Source organism: Frigidibacter albus (assembly GCF_009908165.1).
Classification (GTDB): domain Bacteria; phylum Pseudomonadota; class Alphaproteobacteria; order Rhodobacterales; family Rhodobacteraceae; genus Frigidibacter; species Frigidibacter albus.
On the sequence record NZ_JAAAUC010000015.1, the window covers coordinates 1 to 15748 of the forward strand.

At 64.6% G+C, this 15748-nt stretch carries 16 protein-coding genes and 3 pseudogenes; 9 read left to right on the forward strand and 10 right to left on the reverse strand.

Annotated elements, in window-relative coordinates; translation table 11 throughout:
* The 3 genes and pseudogenes from GVY41_RS18175 to GVY41_RS18185 form a co-directional block, all read left to right on the forward strand.
* Nucleotides 1-125, forward strand: a pseudogene (locus GVY41_RS18175) (IS481 family transposase); the annotation flags it as partial.
* A gap of 2 nt (nt 126-127) precedes the next feature.
* Nucleotides 128-625: an acyl-CoA dehydrogenase family protein gene (locus GVY41_RS18180; protein WP_229726111.1), complete on the forward strand. Its 498-nt coding sequence runs from the start codon at nt 128-130 to the stop codon at nt 623-625.
* Complete coding sequence (locus tag GVY41_RS18185; protein WP_161348437.1) at nt 622-2730, forward strand: acetate--CoA ligase family protein; 2109 nt, start codon at nt 622-624, stop codon at nt 2728-2730. Before GVY41_RS18180 ends, GVY41_RS18185 begins: the two co-directional genes overlap by 4 nt.
* 39 nt (nt 2731-2769) lie before the next feature.
* Here GVY41_RS18185 and GVY41_RS20630 read toward each other — a convergent pair whose 3' ends face one another.
* From GVY41_RS20630 to GVY41_RS18195, 3 genes are read right to left on the reverse strand one after another with little or no spacing between them, the layout of a single operon-like run.
* Nucleotides 2770-3309: an enoyl-CoA hydratase-related protein gene (locus GVY41_RS20630; RefSeq protein ID WP_308421095.1), complete on the reverse strand. Its 540-nt coding sequence runs from the start codon at nt 3307-3309 to the stop codon at nt 2770-2772.
* A gap of 14 nt (nt 3310-3323) precedes the next feature.
* A complete protein-coding gene (locus GVY41_RS20635) occupies nt 3324-3614 on the reverse strand; it encodes an enoyl-CoA hydratase-related protein (RefSeq protein WP_308421094.1) in 291 nt (96 codons plus the stop codon).
* Entirely contained in the window at nt 3611-5584 is a 1974-nt protein-coding gene (locus tag GVY41_RS18195; RefSeq protein ID WP_161348438.1) for a 3-hydroxyacyl-CoA dehydrogenase NAD-binding domain-containing protein, read from the reverse strand. The genes GVY41_RS20635 and GVY41_RS18195 overlap by 4 nt, the downstream gene beginning before the upstream one ends.
* 221 nt (nt 5585-5805) lie before the next feature.
* Between GVY41_RS18195 and GVY41_RS18200 the strand changes: the two are divergent.
* The 5 genes and pseudogenes from GVY41_RS18200 to istB form a co-directional block, all read left to right on the forward strand.
* Nucleotides 5806-5949: pseudogene (locus GVY41_RS18200) on the forward strand (transposase); the annotation flags it as partial.
* Nucleotides 5950-6109: 160 nt separating this feature from the next.
* Nucleotides 6110-6247 carry a hypothetical protein gene (locus GVY41_RS18205; protein WP_161348439.1) on the forward strand — a complete coding sequence of 46 codons (138 nt, stop codon included), beginning with the start codon at nt 6110-6112 and terminating at the stop codon, nt 6245-6247.
* A gap of 24 nt (nt 6248-6271) precedes the next feature.
* On the forward strand, nt 6272-6481 hold the full coding sequence (locus tag GVY41_RS18210) for a hypothetical protein (RefSeq protein WP_268234527.1): 210 nt from the start codon (nt 6272-6274) through the stop codon (nt 6479-6481).
* A gap of 127 nt (nt 6482-6608) precedes the next feature.
* Nucleotides 6609-8144, forward strand: a complete 1536-nt coding sequence (istA, locus tag GVY41_RS18215; RefSeq protein ID WP_161348441.1) for an IS21 family transposase — start codon at nt 6609-6611, stop codon at nt 8142-8144.
* On the forward strand, nt 8134-8928 hold the full coding sequence (gene istB / locus GVY41_RS18220; protein ID WP_161348442.1) for an IS21-like element helper ATPase IstB: 795 nt from the start codon (nt 8134-8136) through the stop codon (nt 8926-8928). Before istA ends, istB begins: the two co-directional genes overlap by 11 nt.
* A gap of 357 nt (nt 8929-9285) precedes the next feature.
* Here the strand turns inward: istB and GVY41_RS20555 are convergent, their stop codons facing one another.
* The gene (locus GVY41_RS20555) at nt 9286-9462 is read right to left on the reverse strand and encodes a thiamine pyrophosphate-binding protein (RefSeq protein WP_161348443.1); all 177 of its coding nucleotides are present in this window, start codon (nt 9460-9462) and stop codon (nt 9286-9288) included.
* 212 nt (nt 9463-9674) lie between these two features.
* On the opposite strand from GVY41_RS20555, the gene GVY41_RS18230 reads away from it, so the two are divergent.
* A complete protein-coding gene (locus GVY41_RS18230; protein ID WP_161348444.1) occupies nt 9675-10652 on the forward strand; it encodes a Bug family tripartite tricarboxylate transporter substrate binding protein in 978 nt (325 codons plus the stop codon).
* Here the strand turns inward: GVY41_RS18230 and GVY41_RS18235 are convergent.
* The 6 genes and pseudogenes from GVY41_RS18235 to GVY41_RS18260 form a co-directional block, all read right to left on the reverse strand.
* The gene (locus GVY41_RS18235) at nt 10607-11602 is read right to left on the reverse strand and encodes an NAD(P)-dependent oxidoreductase (RefSeq protein WP_308421096.1); all 996 of its coding nucleotides are present in this window, start codon (nt 11600-11602) and stop codon (nt 10607-10609) included. The genes GVY41_RS18230 and GVY41_RS18235 overlap by 46 nt on opposite strands.
* Nucleotides 11603-11676: 74 nt before the next feature.
* Nucleotides 11677-12774 carry a hypothetical protein gene (locus GVY41_RS18240; protein WP_161348446.1) on the reverse strand — a complete coding sequence of 366 codons (1098 nt, stop codon included), beginning with the start codon at nt 12772-12774 and terminating at the stop codon, nt 11677-11679.
* A pseudogene (locus tag GVY41_RS20715) lies at nt 12771-13031 on the reverse strand (UGSC family (seleno)protein). The gene GVY41_RS18240 and the pseudogene GVY41_RS20715 overlap by 4 nt, the downstream one beginning before the upstream one ends.
* 26 nt (nt 13032-13057) lie before the next feature.
* Nucleotides 13058-13303, reverse strand: a complete 246-nt coding sequence (locus tag GVY41_RS18250) for a UGSC family (seleno)protein (protein WP_161348447.1) — start codon at nt 13301-13303, stop codon at nt 13058-13060.
* An 11-nt stretch (nt 13304-13314) separates the two neighbouring features.
* On the reverse strand, nt 13315-14235 hold the full coding sequence (locus GVY41_RS18255; RefSeq protein ID WP_161348448.1) for an acyl-CoA dehydrogenase family protein: 921 nt from the start codon (nt 14233-14235) through the stop codon (nt 13315-13317).
* Nucleotides 14236-14240: 5 nt separating this feature from the next.
* Complete coding sequence (locus tag GVY41_RS18260) at nt 14241-15383, reverse strand: acyl-CoA dehydrogenase family protein (protein WP_161348449.1); 1143 nt, start codon at nt 15381-15383, stop codon at nt 14241-14243.
* Nucleotides 15384-15748 lie beyond the last annotated feature (365 nt).

Sequence of the window (15748 nt, forward strand, 5' to 3'; positions counted from 1 at the left end):
TCGCCCGCCGGCTCAAGACCCTGAACGGTCTCACGCCCTACGAATACATCTGCAAAATCCGGACATCAGAGCCAGATCGATTCATCCTAAATCCGATCCACCAGATGCCGGGACTGAACACCTAGGCATGGGCGGGTTCAAGAAACAGATCGCTGGGTTCAATGTGGAACGGCTGGGCAATTCGGCGCGCGCGGTTGCCGTGGGACGTCATGCGTTCAATCTGGCGCGCGACCATGCCCAGACGCGCAAGCAATTCGGTCGGGCGCTGTGCGAATTCCAGGGCCTGCAATGGAAATTCGCAGAAATGTTGATGCGGCTGGAGGCGGCGCAGTTGTTGTTGATGCGCGCGGCGGTTTCGGCGCAAGACGGCATGCCTTCAGCACAAGATACCGCCATCGCCAAGCTTGCCTGCAACGAGGCGGGGTTCTTTGCGGCCAATGAGGCGTTGCAGATCATGGGCGGCCTGGGCTTTTCCGAAGAAAGCACCGCGCAATACTGCGTGCGCCGCACGCGTGGTTGGATGATCGCGGGCGGTTCGATCGAAATCCTCAAGAACCGCATTGCGGAAGGCATCTTTGATCGCCGCTTCTCGCAGCGATCCGAAAAGGCTATGGCAGCAGAATGATTGATCTCACGTCCAAGGATTTGCTCGCGGCACTGATTGCTCCGCGCAGCGTCGCTCTAATCGGCGCTTCGGCCAGTGAAGACAAGCTGACAGCCCGTCCGCTGACCTTCCTGCGACGTCACGGCTTTGCAGGGCAGATCTTCCCTGTCAACCCGGTGCGTCCGACGGTTATGGGGCTGCCGGCCTTCGCCACAGTGGGGGATATCCCTGCGCCAGTGGATCATGCTTATATCCTGCTTGAGGCCGGCCCGGCCGTCACCGCCTTGGAAGAATGCGCGCGGGCCGGTGTCAAGGTTGTGTCGATCCTTGCCGACGGTTTTGCCGAAGCGGGAGAGGCCGGACGCGCCCTGCAGGACAGGCTCGCCAAAATCGCGCGCGATGCGGGCATCTTGCTGATCGGGCCGAATTCGACCGGCGTGGTCGCCACCGCCTCGGGGTTTAGCTGCACCACCAACGCAGCCTTCCGCGCTGACAGGCTGGAGGTTGGCCGGCTTGCCGTGCTGTCTCAAAGCGGCAGCATGATCGGCACGATCCTGTCACGTGGCCAAGCCCGGGGGACGGCGTTTTCGACCCTGATTTCGGTTGGCAACGAGGCGGCGGCGGGCATCGGCGAACTAGGGCAATTGCTGCTGAATGATCCGGGCACCGACGGCTTCGTGCTGTTTCTGGAAACCATCCGCGATCGGGCAGCATTGACCGCGTTTTCCGAGGGGGCCGCCGCGCTGGGCAAGCCTGTCGTCGCCTATATGATCGGCAAGTCGCACGAGGGGCAGGCGCTGTCCGTCTCGCATACTGGTGCGCTGACCGGCTCGGCGCGGGCGGTTTCGACCTTTTTGCGCGATATCGGCATCCGCGAGGTCGAACAGTTTGAAACGCTGATCGACGCGCCGCGTGTGTTGTCACGTTTGCGGCCCGGCGCGGGGCGGCCTCGCGCTGTCACGGTTGTCTCCACCACTGGGGGCGGGGGGGCGATGGTGGTTGATCAGATCTCGGCCCGCGGCGTGCCGATTGCGGGCTGCAGTGCTGCCGCGCGGGCGGATCTGACGGCGCAAGGGATGGCGCTGGGTCATGGCAAGCTGGTTGATGTGACACTGGCAGGCACCAACTACGCCACGATGAAAAAGGTGGTCTCAACTCTTTTGGCCGATCTCGAAACCGGGGTGCTGCTAGTGGCAATCGGATCGTCGGCGCGCTTCAACCCGGATCTTGCCGTGCGGCCCATCGTTGATGCGCTGGCAGAGGCTGGTCCAGAGGCTGCACCGCTGTTGGCCTTTCCGCTGCCCGACGCTCCCGAAAGTCTGGCCCTGCTTGAAGCAGGTGGCATCCCGACCTTTCGCAACGTCGAAACCTGTGCGGAAACCGTGGCGTTGCTATTGGACCCGCCCCGCGCCCGTGCCTGCACGGCAGCTCCGCTGCCTGACGATATTGCGGCGTTGATCGCGGCTGCTGCACCCGGTGTGATGAACGAGGTGGACTCTGGCGCGGTGTTTGCGGCTCTGGGGGCTGCGCGACCGGCGCAGATTGTGTTGACCCCTGCGCAGGCGCTGCCCGATGATCTGCCATTTGACTTTCCCGTGGTGGCGAAAATCATCTCGGCTGATCTGCCGCACAAGACCGAGGCCGGAGCAATCCGGATCAACATTCCCGACCGCGCAGCGCTGCAAAAGGCCATTGCCCAGATGCAAGTCGCGGCCGAGGCGCATCATCCGGGCTATCGGCAGGATGGGGTGCTGGTGCAGCAGATGCGGCGCGGTTTGGGTGAGGCGCTGATCGGCATCACCCGCGACGCCCTTGTCGGCCCGGTGATCACGGTGGGAATGGGTGGCGTGATGACCGAGATTTACCGGGACACCGCTGTTCGCTGCGCCCCGGTTTCGCTGGAAACCGCCCGCGAGATGTTGACCGAAGTGAAGGGCTTTGCCCTGTTCCGCGGGTTTCGCGGCAAACCCCTTGGTGATCTGGAGGCCTTGGCCCAGACCGTTACCGCGCTGTCGCGTCTTGCGCTGTGCGATCTAGTCGAAGAGGCCGAGACTAACCCCATTCTGATCGAGGAAAACGGAGTTGTGCTGCTGGATGCGCTTATCCTGCGCGGCGCTGACCGGTGAGTCGAACCATGAAAAGGGTTCCAAGCCCGCGCGCTGGCATCAGGGCTTGGAATCGACGGCCCTTTCGGGGGGGGCGGTGATTTCGACGCCAGCAAACCGGGCAGCGCGCTTTTCCAGAAAGGCCAGCACGCCTTCGTCATAATCCGGGTTGCGCCCGCATTGGTCCTGCAACGCAGCCTCCAGAGCGATCTGCGTTGCAAAATCGTTCTGATCGGCGGCGCGAACCGCCTCTTTGATCAAGCCGAGTGCCAGACTTGGCCCTTTGGATAATTCCTCGGTCAACCGCCGCGCCTCGGCCATCAGGTCTGCCTCTGGCAGCGCTTGCCAGATCAAGCCCCAGTCGGCAGCCTGACCTGCCGTCAGTCGGCCGCCTGTCATTGCCAGTGCGCGGGTGCGCGGGGCCCCAAGCGCGCGGGTCAAAGCCCAGCTTGATCCGGCATCCGGCACGAGCCCAAGCCTGGAGAAGGCCAGCAGAAAAACCGCCTGCTCCGCTGCCAGCACAATGTCGCAAGCCAACGCGACGCCCACTCCGGCCCCGGCGGCCATGCCGTTCACGGCACAGACCACCGGCTTTGGCATCTCTCGCAGCAGCGTCACCAGCGGGTTGTACCGCTCACGCACCGACCTGCCCAGATCGGGGGGGGGGCACTGCGCCGACGCGGATCGCGTTCGGTCAAATCCTGACCGGCACAGAACGCCCGCCCGGACCCTGTCAGAAGAACGGCCCGGCACGATGGGTCGGATGCTGCGTGGTTCAGCGCCGCCATAAGCCCGGCGTGCATTTCGTCGCTGAAGGCATTCAAGCGGTCGGGCCGGTTGCACTGAATCTCGGACCAGCCGGAATGATGCGTTACCAGAACCGCCGGGGTCAGGTTTTCGGTCATGCGTCTTTTCCCTCGGAACTGGATTTGGCCGCCAGATACATCGGGCCACCCTTATGGCGCGGAAAGCCATATCCGGTGACCATGACCACGTCGATATCGGCAGCCGACTCGGAGATGCCCTCTTGCAACAGCGCAGCGCCTTCGGCCTGCATCCTGCCCAGAATACGCGCCATGATGTCCTCGGCGCTGAAGGAGCGGAGCTTGCGTCCGGCCCGGGCCTGCTCTGCCTGAATGATCGCCTCGACAGCCGGGTCGCTTTTGGCGGCCCCGCTGGCATAATCATACCAGCCTTGCCCCGTCTTGCGACCCAAACGCCCAGCCTCGCACAATTGGTCGGCGATCCGGGCATATCGTGCCGATGGATCACGCGACGGTGCCTGCGCCTTGCGCTGTGCCCAGGCAATATCAAGCCCGCTCAGATCTTGCACCGCGAAAATCCCCATTGCAAAGCCGTAGTCCTGCATGGCTGCGTCGATCTGTTGTGGCAAAGCGCCTTCCTCCAGCATGAACTCGCAGTCGCGGCGATAGGCGGCCATGATCCGGTTTCCAATGAAGCCGTCACACACACCGGCAACGACCGGCACCTTGCCCAAGAGCCTTGCCAAAGCCGCCCCTGTGGCCAGCGCGCGCGCGCCAGTTTCCCGCCCGCGCACCACTTCCAGCAGCTTCATTACATGGGCGGGCGAAAAGAAATGCAGCCCAAGGATGCGGGCCGGATCCCGCGTCGTTTCAGCAAGGGCATCCACATCGAGATAGGAGGTATTCGTTGCAAGCACGGCCTCGGCAGGCATCACAGCATCCAGACGCGAGAAAACCTGCCGCTTGACGGCCATGTCCTCGAACACCGCCTCGATCACAAGGGCGCAGTCTGCCAACGCCGCGTAATCGCTGCCAGTTGACAGCCGCGCGATCGCGGCCTTCGCTGCACCTTGCGCAAGCACGCCGCGCTTTACACTGTCGGCAATCGTCTGCGCGACCCGCGCTCGCCCTGCCTCGGCGACGGGGGCATCGCGCTCGACCAGCCGGACCTGCGAACCGGCCAGCACCAAAGCCGTCGCAATCCCGGCCCCCATCGTCCCGCCGCCAATGACGCCGACCTGCCGCAGATCGACCGGCGGCGTATCGTGCGACCGCAGGCTTTTTCCCGCCGCCCGCTCGGCAAAGAACACATAGCGTAGGGCTGCGGCCTGTTCGGACGTCGTGAGGCGCAAAAACCGCGCGCGCTCGGCGGACAGGGCTTCCGAGGCAGGTGCCTGGGCTGCCGTATGCAAGGACGACAGCGCCTCAAGCGGGGCTACTGCGCCACGGCTTTTCTGTTTCATTTGCTTTTCAACGGCTTCCCAGTCGATCTTGTCGCTGGAATGGCAGGGGCGCGTGATGGTCGGAACGGGCGGGCCTTTTTGGGCCAGTTCTTGCGCAAGTGCCGTGGCACAGCGGATCAAATCTGCCTGTGCAATGCGGTCAAGCAGCCCGATGTCCAGAGCATGAGTGGCGGCGATAGGCTTGCCGCCGGTGATCATCGAGACCGCATCCGCCATTGGAACGAGCCGGGGCAAACGCACCGTGCCACCGGCACCGGGTATGACCCCCAAGTTCACTTCGGGCAGCCCCAGCCTTGCGCCCCGGTCCGCTACCCGACCATGGCAGGCCATAGCCAGTTCGAGGCCGCCGCCCAAGGCAACACCGCTAATCGCAGCAACCCAGGGCATTGGTGCGTTTTCTATTGCTGACAGCACGTCAGGCAAAAACGGCTCAGACGGCGTTTGGCCAAGTTCACCGATGTCGGCGCCTGCCACGAAATTACGCCCCTTGCCGGACACAACGACGGCCGCAACCTCTTTGTCTGCAGCAAGAGAGGTGCAAGCCAAAAGTAGATTTTTCCGAACCGATCGCCCCAGCGAGTTAACCGGAGGATTGTCGATGGTGACATACGCCAGACCGTTTCGCCGGTCGATCGTGACAAGTGACATCGGGGTCCTTCCTGTTCGCCTGCGGCACGTCAAACGTTAAACAAACGGCGGTTTTCCGTCACCAGACAATAAGTTAGACGTCGGACAGGTGGCGTTTGGCTGCGCAGGGGCGTTGTTGCGTAAGTCACCCTTTAGGCAGGTGAGCTACCCCCCGAAAATCGGACAGTGACGGAAGCTACGATCTAACGTCTGCTGGTCTCCAAGAACGAGGAGATCAGGAAATGAGGAAACGCAGGAACCATGACGCGGGCTTCAAGGCGCGGGTGGCGCTGGAGGCCGTGAAGGGAGAGCGCACGGTGTTGGAACTGGCCGCCGAATATGGCGTGCATCCGACGATGACCCATCAGTGGAAGAAGGCGCTGCTTGAGGGGGCGTCTGACATCTTCGAGCGCGGCGGCAGAACGCAGGCTGCCGAGGTCGATGAGGAGACGGTGCGGTCCTTGCACGCGAAGATCGGGGAACTGGCCGTCGCCAATGATTTTTTGTTCAGAAAGCTCAAACCCGGACCGGGAAATGAGGCGCAGGATGATCGAACGCGACCATCCTGTGCTGTCGGTGGGCGCGCAGTGCCGCCTGCTGTCGATCTCGCGATCTTCGTTCTACTACGCGCCGAAGGGCGAGACCGTGATGAATTTCGACCTGATGCTGCTCGCGGACAAGTAGTTTCTGGACACCCCGTTCTACGGTGTGCGGCAGATGACCTGGCACTTGCAGAACGAAGGCCATGCCGTGAACCAGAAACGCATCCGGCGGCGGATGCGCCTTATGCGGTTGATGCCGATCTACCAGAAGCCCGACACCAGCAGGCCCGCGAAGGGGCACAAGACCTACCCCTATCTTCTGGGCGGGCTGAGGATCGACCGGCCCAACCAGGTCTGGTGCGCCGACATCACCTAAATCCCGATGCGTCGCTGTTGATTTCCACCCAGAACTGAGCCGGGTAGGCGCATAATTTCCACTGAGAACTGAGCCATGTGAACCTTCCCTCAAAGGGGTGAGCGGCGGGGGTAACGGAGTGATCCACATGGGACTTTTGAACATCATCCGACGGATGCATTTGCGTCAGAAGCTGTCGATCCGGGAGATCGCGCGGCGAACGGGGCTGTCGCGCAACACTGTGACCAAGCATCTGACGGAGGGCACGGTCGAGCCGAAGTTCGCCACGCCGGAACGGCCGAGCAAGCTGGACCCCTTTGCCGAGAAGCTGGCCGGCTGGCTGAGGACCGAGGCCGGGAAGTCACGCAAGCAGCGGCGGACGCTGAAGCAGATGCACGCCGATCTTGTCACGCTCGGCTTCACCGGCTCCTATGGCCGGGTGGCAGCCTTCGCGCGTCAATGGCGGGCGGATCGCCAGCGCGAGCAGCAGACGACGGGCCGCGGCAACTTCGTTCCGCTGTCTTTCCGCCCAGGTGAGGCCTTCCAGTTCGACTGGAGCGAGGACTTTGCCGTTCTGGGGGGGGGCGAGCGCACGAAGCTGCAGATGGCCCACATCAAGCTGTCGCACAGCCGGGCCTTCCTGCTGCGCGCCTATCTGCTGCAGACCCACGAGATGCTGTTTGATGCCCACTGGCACGGCTTCCGGGTCTTTGGCGGCGTCCCAGGCCGAGGCATCTACGACAACATGCGCACGGCGGTGGATCGTGTCGGCCGCGGCAAGGAACGGCAGGTCAACATCCGCTTCCTTGCCATGGCGAACCACTATGTCTTCGAGCCCGAGTTCTGCAATCCGGCCGCCGGCTGGGAGAAAGGTCAGGTCGAGAAGAACGTTCGCGACTCTCGCCACCAGATGCTGCACGACATGCCGAACTTCCCTGACCTTGCCGCGCTGAACGCCTGGCTGGAACAGCGCTGCCTGGAGCTGTGGCGCGAGACGGCCCATGGCACGCTGCCCGGAACGATCGCCGATGCCTGGGCCGAGGAACAGGTCGCGCTGATGCCGTTGCCGCCAGCCTTTGACTGCTTCATCGAGCTGAGCAAGCGCGTGTCGCCCACCTGCCTGATCACCTTCGAACGTAATCGCTACTCTGTGCCTGCCAGCTTTGCGAACCGCCCCGTCAGCCTGCACATCTACCCCGACCGACTGGTTGTGGCGGCCGAGGGCAATATCCTGTGTGAACATCTCCGCATCATTGAACGCAGCCATCAACTGCCTCCGCGGACAATCTATGACTGGCGGCATTATCTGGCAGTCGTCCAGCGCAAGCCCGGCGCTCTTCGGAACGGCGCGCCCTTCCTGGAATTGCCGCCTGCCTTCAGGCAGTTGCAGGAGCACATGCTGCGCAAGCCCGGCGGTGACCGCGAGATGGTCGACATCCTCGCCCTGGTGCTGCAGCACGATGAACAGGCCGTGCTCACCGCCGTGGAACTCGCATTGGCCGAGGGCGTCGCGACTAAAACCCACGTGCTGAACCTGCTGCACCGGCTGGTCGACGGCAAGGTGATCGGCGGGCCGCCACTGGACACCCCGCAGGCACTGGCCCTGCATCGCGAGCCCAAGGCCAATGTCGAACGCTATGACGGCCTGCGCAGCCAGACCGAAGGGGGCCGCCATGCGTCATGATCCCGCCAGCGGCGCCATCGTCATCATGCTGCGCAGCCTGAAGATGTATGGCATGGCGCAGGCCGTCACCGACCTGATCGAGCAAGGTGCCCCGGCTTTTGAAGCCGCCATCCCGATCCTGTCGCAACTCCTCAAGGCCGAATTGGCCGAGCGCGAGGTCCGGTCCATCGCCTATCACATGAAGGCGGCACGCTTCCCGGCCTACAAGGACCTCTCCGGTTTCGACTTTGCGGCCAGTGAGATCAACGAGGCCACCGTGCGGGCGCTGCATCGCTGCGAGTTCATGGACGGGGCACAGAATGTCGTGCTGATCGGAGGCCCCGGCACCGGAAAGACCCATGTCGCGACAGCCCTCGGCGTCCAGGCTGTCGAGCATCACCGGCGAAAGGTCCGCTTCTTGTCGACCATCGAGCTGGTCAACACGCTCGAGCAGGAAAAGGCCAAGGGCAAGGCCGGACAGATCGCCGAAAGCCTCACCCGTCTCGACCTGGTGATCCTCGACGAGCTCGGATACCTGCCGTTCAGCGCCTCAGGCGGTGCGCTGCTCTTCCACCTGCTGAGCAAGCCCTACGAGCGCACCAGCGTCGTCATCACCACCAACCTCAGCTTCAGTGAATGGGCCACGGTCTTCGGCGACGCCAAGATGACCACGGCCCTGCTCGACCGCCTGACCCACCGCTGCCACATCCTGGAGACCGGAAACGACAGCTTCCGCTTCAAGGCCAGTTCCGCCGCAGCAGCCAGGAAGAAGAAGGAGACGAGCCATGCCTTGACCCCAGCATGACACGAAATCCATAGTCAGAGGTGGCACACTTCTCGATGGAAAACCCGGCTCAGTTCTGGGTGGAAATCAACACACTTGGTGGATCTTGCGGTAACGTGCTTGTCTCTCTTGCAATGCTGCGGCGTAGCGTCGCACCCGTTTTGGCGCTCGGCGACGACAACACGGGCGATCGTATTGTCGATGAATTCATGCGTGCCGGAGGGATGGTCCGCTACATCACGCAGCGCGCTGACCTTCGGTCTCCAGTCTTGGCGCAGGAGTTGGACACGGCGTCGGGGCGACACGACTTCAGCTTCGTTTGTCCGGTGACCCTTGAGGATCTGCCACGCTATCAGCCGATCAGTGAGACAGAACTCGCTATTGCCCTTCCGCCATGGCGACCGCAGCAGCCTCGTGCCAGGCGGGCAACAGCCGCAGGTCGCCGCGCTGCGCGATGCCTGCCCAAAGCGGCAGCGCCCCGTCGCCGAGCAGGCCGAACCGGTCGCGGCAAGCTTCGGCCCGCAGCGCCCCTGCGATGAATTCATGGACCTTCACTGTCTCCCCCCCCTCCCGGGTCTTTTGCCACAGGTCGATGGCCGATGCGGGAGGCTATGCGTGGGGGCGGAGATGGTAAAATTATTTAGCTACGTTGACCAACTACACTGCCGACCCTAGATTGCGGGTGAGTCTCGCCCGCATCGGAGGCGGACCCGGAGACGAAAGTTTGAAGGGGGATGCTAACCCCCCTCGACACGGAGGAGGATGGAATGAAGCTGCGGACAGTGTTCGCCGCGATGGCGCTGACGGTTCTGCCGTTCGCCGCGCAGGCGCAGGATTACCCCAATCGCCCGATCACGATGATCGTGCCCTTCCCGGCGGGCGGTGCCACCGACATCGCGGCCCGCATGGTGGCCCAGAAGATGACGGACATCGGGGGCCAGCCGGTCATCGTGGAAAACCGCGAGGGTGCGGGGGGCATCGTCGGTGCGGTGCTGGTGCGCGATGCCGATCCGGATGGATACACCATCCTCTTCGCGGCCTCCGGCACCATGATCCTGGCGCCGGTGGTCAATCCCAATGTGGAGCTGGTCCCGACCGAGGACTTCCGCATGGTGGCCCTGGCGGCGCAGATCGTGCAGTATTTCGTCGGCCCCAAGGAAGGCCCCAAGACTCTTGGCGAACTGGTCGCGGCCGGCAAGGCCGATCCGGCGCTGCTGACCTTCGGCTCTGCCGGTATGGGCACGCTGTCGCATGTCGCCCCCGCCGCCTTCGCCACCTTTGCCGGAGTCGAGATCGAGCATATCCCCTACAAGGGCACCGCGCCCGCGCTTGGCGATGTGATGGGCAACCGTTTGTCGCTTCTGTCGGATTCCGCCAGCGTGATCCGCGGCCCCGTCACCGAAGGCATGGTCGTGCCGCTGGCCGTGCTGGCCAATGAGCGCACCACCGCCATGCCGGACGTGCCGACCATTGGCGAGGCCGGGTTCGCCGGGTTCATGGAGCTTTCGGACTGGACCTCGTGGATGGGGGTTCTGGCGCCGAAGGACACCCCGGATGAGGTGGTCGACAAACTGAACGAGATCGTGAACGCAGCACTGGTCGAGCCGGAGGTGCAGGCCTGGATGGACAATGTAACCTATTTGAACAAGTCCGGCATGACCCCGGCCGAGGCGGATGCCTACCTGGCGGAATCCGTCGATCAGTGGCGCAAGGTGTTGACCGACCTGGGTCTGGCCGCGCAGTGATCGCTTTCGGCAACCGGGGCGTCAGACGCTTCGGTTGCCGGCCAGTCTTCCGCCCTGCTGGGCAGGATCGCGGTGGGTGGGGACAGGTGCCCCGACCTAATCCAGGCCAGAGCCTCGGCGACCGCCCAGTCCACCAGCTGCCGCCGTCCCTCGACCGTATAGGCCGCGACATGCGGGGTTAGCAGGACACGCGGGGCGCCTGCCAGCGGGCTTTGCTCGGGGTGGGGTTCCGAGGCCACCGTGTCGATGGCGACCCCGGCCAGATGGCCCGCCCGCAGCGCAATGGCCAGCGCCTCTTCATCCAGCAGCGCCCCGCGCCCCGAGTTGATCAGCAGTGCGTCCGGCTTCATCCGGGCCAAGGCTTCGGCACCGATCAGATGGCGCGTCTCGGGCTCCAGCCGGCAATGCAAGCTGACGATGTCGGCGCATTCTAGAAGATCCTCCAGCCGGTCCAACCGCTCGATGCCCGCAGGCAGGGCGCGGTCCGACCAAGGATGCCAGACCAGCACCTCTGCCCCGAAGGCGCGGCACAGCTGTGCCACCTGCGCGCCGATGGAACCATGGCCGATGATTCCGATCCGGCGCGAGCGCAGGCTGTGGCCCCAGAGCTGCGCCCGTGCCCCCCAGTCGCCCCCAAGCGCCACGCTCTGGGCGCGGGAATAGGTGCGCAAAAGATACAACATCGCGCCCAGCGTCCATTCCGCGACCGAGGGATCACCGCTGACATCGGCCGCTGCCAGCGTCACCCCCGCCGCGCGCAGGGCGCTGGTGTCGACATTGTCATAACCCGCACCCACCCGGATCACCGCCTGCACCTGCGGGTGGCGCAGCAAAAAGCTTGCATCGATGCGTGTCACGGCTCCCGCCATGACCAAGTGCGCAGCACTGCCGGGAAGATGGTCGCCGATGACAGGCCGATGTTGCACCAGGATCTCGGCCACCTCGCTCATGGCCACGGCGTCACTGTCGGTGACAAGGATGGCAGGTTCATCGTTGGTCGCAGTGTTCTCAGACTGTCGCACTGTTAGAAGGCCACTTCGCAGGCGTCGGACAGGATGATTTCCTTCGAGACATGGCTACCCTGACGCGCGCCGCCGCCCCATGGCACCATCACCGTCGAATACAAGCCTGGACCACCGGCGACGAAGACCAGAATCCGCTCGGGCGCGCTTATGGCGTGGTGGAAGCGGTCGGGCTCGGTGACCTCCTGGCGTTTGGGGTGGTTCGGCCCGTAGCGCAGATCGAACAGCGCGCCCGCCGGATGCCCGGCCAGTTCCCACAGGCGCCTCTGGATGTCGGCGCGGGAATGGCCGCTGTCATGCAGCACCTTGGCATGGTCCGGGTTCAGGCAGACCACTACCGTGCCTTTGGCGCTGCGGCTGTTGTTGTTGCCCACATCGGCTATGGAATACGCCTGCGCGCGCAGGATGCGGTCGGCCGAGGTGGGATCGGCATCCGTGACCACGATGACAGAACGCGCCGACCCCACGCAGGCCAAGGTCGCCACGCTCGCCTCCGGATCGAGGCCCAGCGAGACATGCAGCGGATCGAAGGGCGAGGCTTCCTCATCTTCGGCCAGGCAGAAGGCGAGCATCGCCGGCTGGCCCAGCAGCGACATGTCGGAAATGCCCGGCCAGGCGCCGCCCAGATTGATCAGGCAAAGCCGCAGCGCCCGCCCGATGCACAGATTGGCGCGCTGGCCATGGCCCATGGCGCCGAAGCTGGACGTCACTCCGCAATCATTGTGCGCCGGGCCGTTCACCATGATCATCGGGGAGACGTGATGGGTTGTGACCCGAACCTCGGTCATGTCCAGCCGGGGGTCGCAGACCGCCTGGACAGCGGCGATCAGCACTGGCAGATGTTCGGGGCCGCATCCGGCCATGACCGCGTTGATCGCGACCTTCTCGATGGTGGCCTCGCCCATTGAGGGCGCGATGCGGCCCAGGACAATGTCGCGGTCGAAACCGGCGATGGCGGCGGCCATCAGCATGTCCCCGCCCCGTTCGGGGGTGGGCAGGATCACGGGCAGGCCATCGGTGCTATGCTGGCGAAAAAGATCGTCGCGCAGCTTGGCCTCGGCCCCCTGCAGCACGTTTGAGGCCAAGGCATCCATGGTCATCGTGTATCTCCCCGCCAAGCCTTGTCCAAGTCATCGGCGATCGATTCCGCAATCGCCGCGATGTTGTCGGCCCCGGTGCCCGCCACCGGATGCGGCAGATGCACGCGTGGCACGTCCGGCATGCCGACCGAGCGAGCCACCGATTGCCCCGCAGGTCAGAATTTTTCGGACACCAGCGCCGCGGAGGGCAGCCCCGCGCGGGCCAGACTCACTGCATCGCGCACCGCGCTGGAGGTGCAGCTTCCGCAATGGACCATCGCCGTGACCACCACATCGCAGCTGTCTACGATCTGCCGCACCACCTCGGGCGCGGCCAGGACCAGGGGTCCTTGCGCTCGAACAGCGTGATCTGCGCGCCGTTCGGCCGGGTCTCCAGCGCCTTGCCCACCGCGCGCAGAAGGTTGGTCGCATCGGGAAACCCGTTCGACAGCAGCGCGACCCGCAGCCCCGCCCGGCCGGTGTCGGCAGAGCGGGTATAGGCTTCCACCGGCACGCCGGGTTCGGCACGGGGGGCCAGGATGGTCAGCATCTCCGCCTCCCTCACGCGGGCCACAGCATGTCGGCCACCGCGCCGGACTGCGCGGATAGGCCGCCCAGTTCGGCCTGCAGCACCCGCATCCGGTAGCCCCAGTAATGCAGCGGATACTCCATCGTCAGGCCGATGGCACCGTGCAACTGCTGGGTTTCATAGATCAGGCGGCTGCCGATCTCCTGTGCCCAGGTCGCGGCATGGGCGGCATCCAGCGCATCCCGGCTCCAGGCGGCACGGCGGCACAGCACCCGCAGCCCCTCCAGCATCGTGGCACCTTCGGCCAGCCGGTGTTGCAGGGCCTGGAACGATCCGATGGCCCGGCCGAACTGGCGCCGGTCCTTCACATAGCCCACGGTCAGATCGAAGGCCGCCTGCGCCGCGCCCAGCATCTCGACCGCGATTGCCAGCCGGTGCCAGAGCAGCAGATCCTGCGGCGTCACCCCCGTCACCGTCACGGCGCGGGCGCGGGCGGCGGGGGCCAGCAGGGCGAAGGGATAGGCATATTCGCTGGTGATCGGGGTCACATCCTCTGGCTCCGCGACAACGGTCGCCACCGCCCCGTCCCGTTCCAGGATGACCCTTGCGCCCGGTTCGAGGAAGCGGATTGCGGCTTCGGGGTTGCGGGGGGCCAGCACCGTCACCGCAGCTTCCGGTGGCAGGCCCAGTCCCGGCGCGACCATGGCGTTGGCCGCCACCTCCAGCGCCACGGGGAGGCGGCAGGCGCCTTCCACCAGGATCAGCGCGCCCAGAGCGCCGATTTCCTCCTGCGCGGCGACCTCGAGATAGCCGTTTTCCACCAGATCCCGGCGCAGGGCCGTCCCGGGCAGCCAGGGCTGCGCTTCGCCTACCGGAATGGCGCGATGCGGCTCGAACATCCGGTCCAGGGCATCGGCAAGGGTGGTGTGGTCTTCGCTGAATTGCAGGTCCATCCCCGTCACTCCTTCGGCAGGCCAAGCATGTTGCGGGCGATCAGGTTCAGCTGAACCTCGGCGGTGCCCGAGGCCACCCCGGTCGAGCCGGTGCGGCGATAGGCGGCGGACATGGCGGGGCTGACGTTACGGATCAGCTCGTCCCCCAGGTAGTCGCCCAGGAAATCCGCCACCATCTTGTCGGCCATCACCATGGAATAGCGCGTGGTGCTGGTCGCGGCGGTGGGGGGCAGGCCCTTCACGCGTCCGTCGATGATCTGATAGGCCTGAAGCCGCGCCGCCTCGCAGGCGACACGGGCGCGGGCGGCGCGGGTGCGCACCGCGCTGTCGGAAAACCGCCCTTGGGCCTGCAACAGCGCCACCGCCTCTTCCAGCCCGCGGATGGTCAGCGTGTAACGCGGCGCGCCGACGCGTTCGTTGTGCATGACGGCCTGCACCACATCCCAGCCGGTGCCGACCTCGCCCAGAATATCCTCGGGCCCGGCCTCGACCTCATCGAAGAAGACCTCGTGGAAGGCACGAGCGCCCTGGAAGCCCTTGATGACATTGACCTGGATGCCGGGGCGGTCCATCGGCAGGATTAAGACGGTGATCGCCTTGCGCCCTTCGCCGGTTCGGGCCAGCACTATACAGTAATCGGCGAAGCTGGCGGCAGAAGTCCAGATCTTCTGCCCGTTGATCCGGTAGCGGCCATTCTCCAGCTTGGCCGAGGTGCGCAGCGAGGCCAGGTCAGACCCGGCGTTCGGTTCGGAAAAACCCTGGCAGTAGAACAGTTTGCCTTCCGCGATGCGGGGCAGGTGTTCGGCCTTCTGCGCCTCGGTCCCGAACTTGATCAGCGCCGGACCGGCCCAGTTCACGCTCATGTATTGATAGCTGCGCGGTTCGCCCGCCTCGAACATCTCTTCGTTCAGGATCCAGTGGTGCCAGGCATCGGCGCCTTGCCCGCCGTATTCCTTAGGCCAATGCGGCACCAGAAGGCCGGCCGCCGCCAGTTTGGGGCAGAAATCCCGCGCGAAGTCGGTGGTGTAGTAGCCGCCCGCATCGAAATTCCCCGAAGCGCCCGGCCAGTCCTGCGGCAGATGCGCGGCCAGAAAGTCCCGCACCTTTGTGCGGAACGCCTCATGCTCCGCTGTCCAGGCAAAATCCATACAGGTCTCTCCGTTCCTTGATGCGGCCCCGCTGGCCGTTCGGTTGGTTGCAGGGCGATCCGGCGGCCGCAATCATCCGGCTGCCCTGATCCCTTGCGTGATGCCCGCTTCGGCCGACCGTCCAGGCCGGTGTCATCGCTTGGCCCGCCATCGACATGAGCAGTCTGAATAACAAAAGGATATGAGGCGCCTCCCCGCGCTGCATACCTGATCCTCCGCTGCCAACTGTGGAAGTTATAGTTATCCATGTCAACGTAGATAATGATGTCACGGGGCGCGTCCGTGCCCCCGTCCACGCCTTCGCAACGGCGCTTACAAGAGCCACCCCTGTGAGCATTAAGATAACTAAGTTGACTATAATGTCG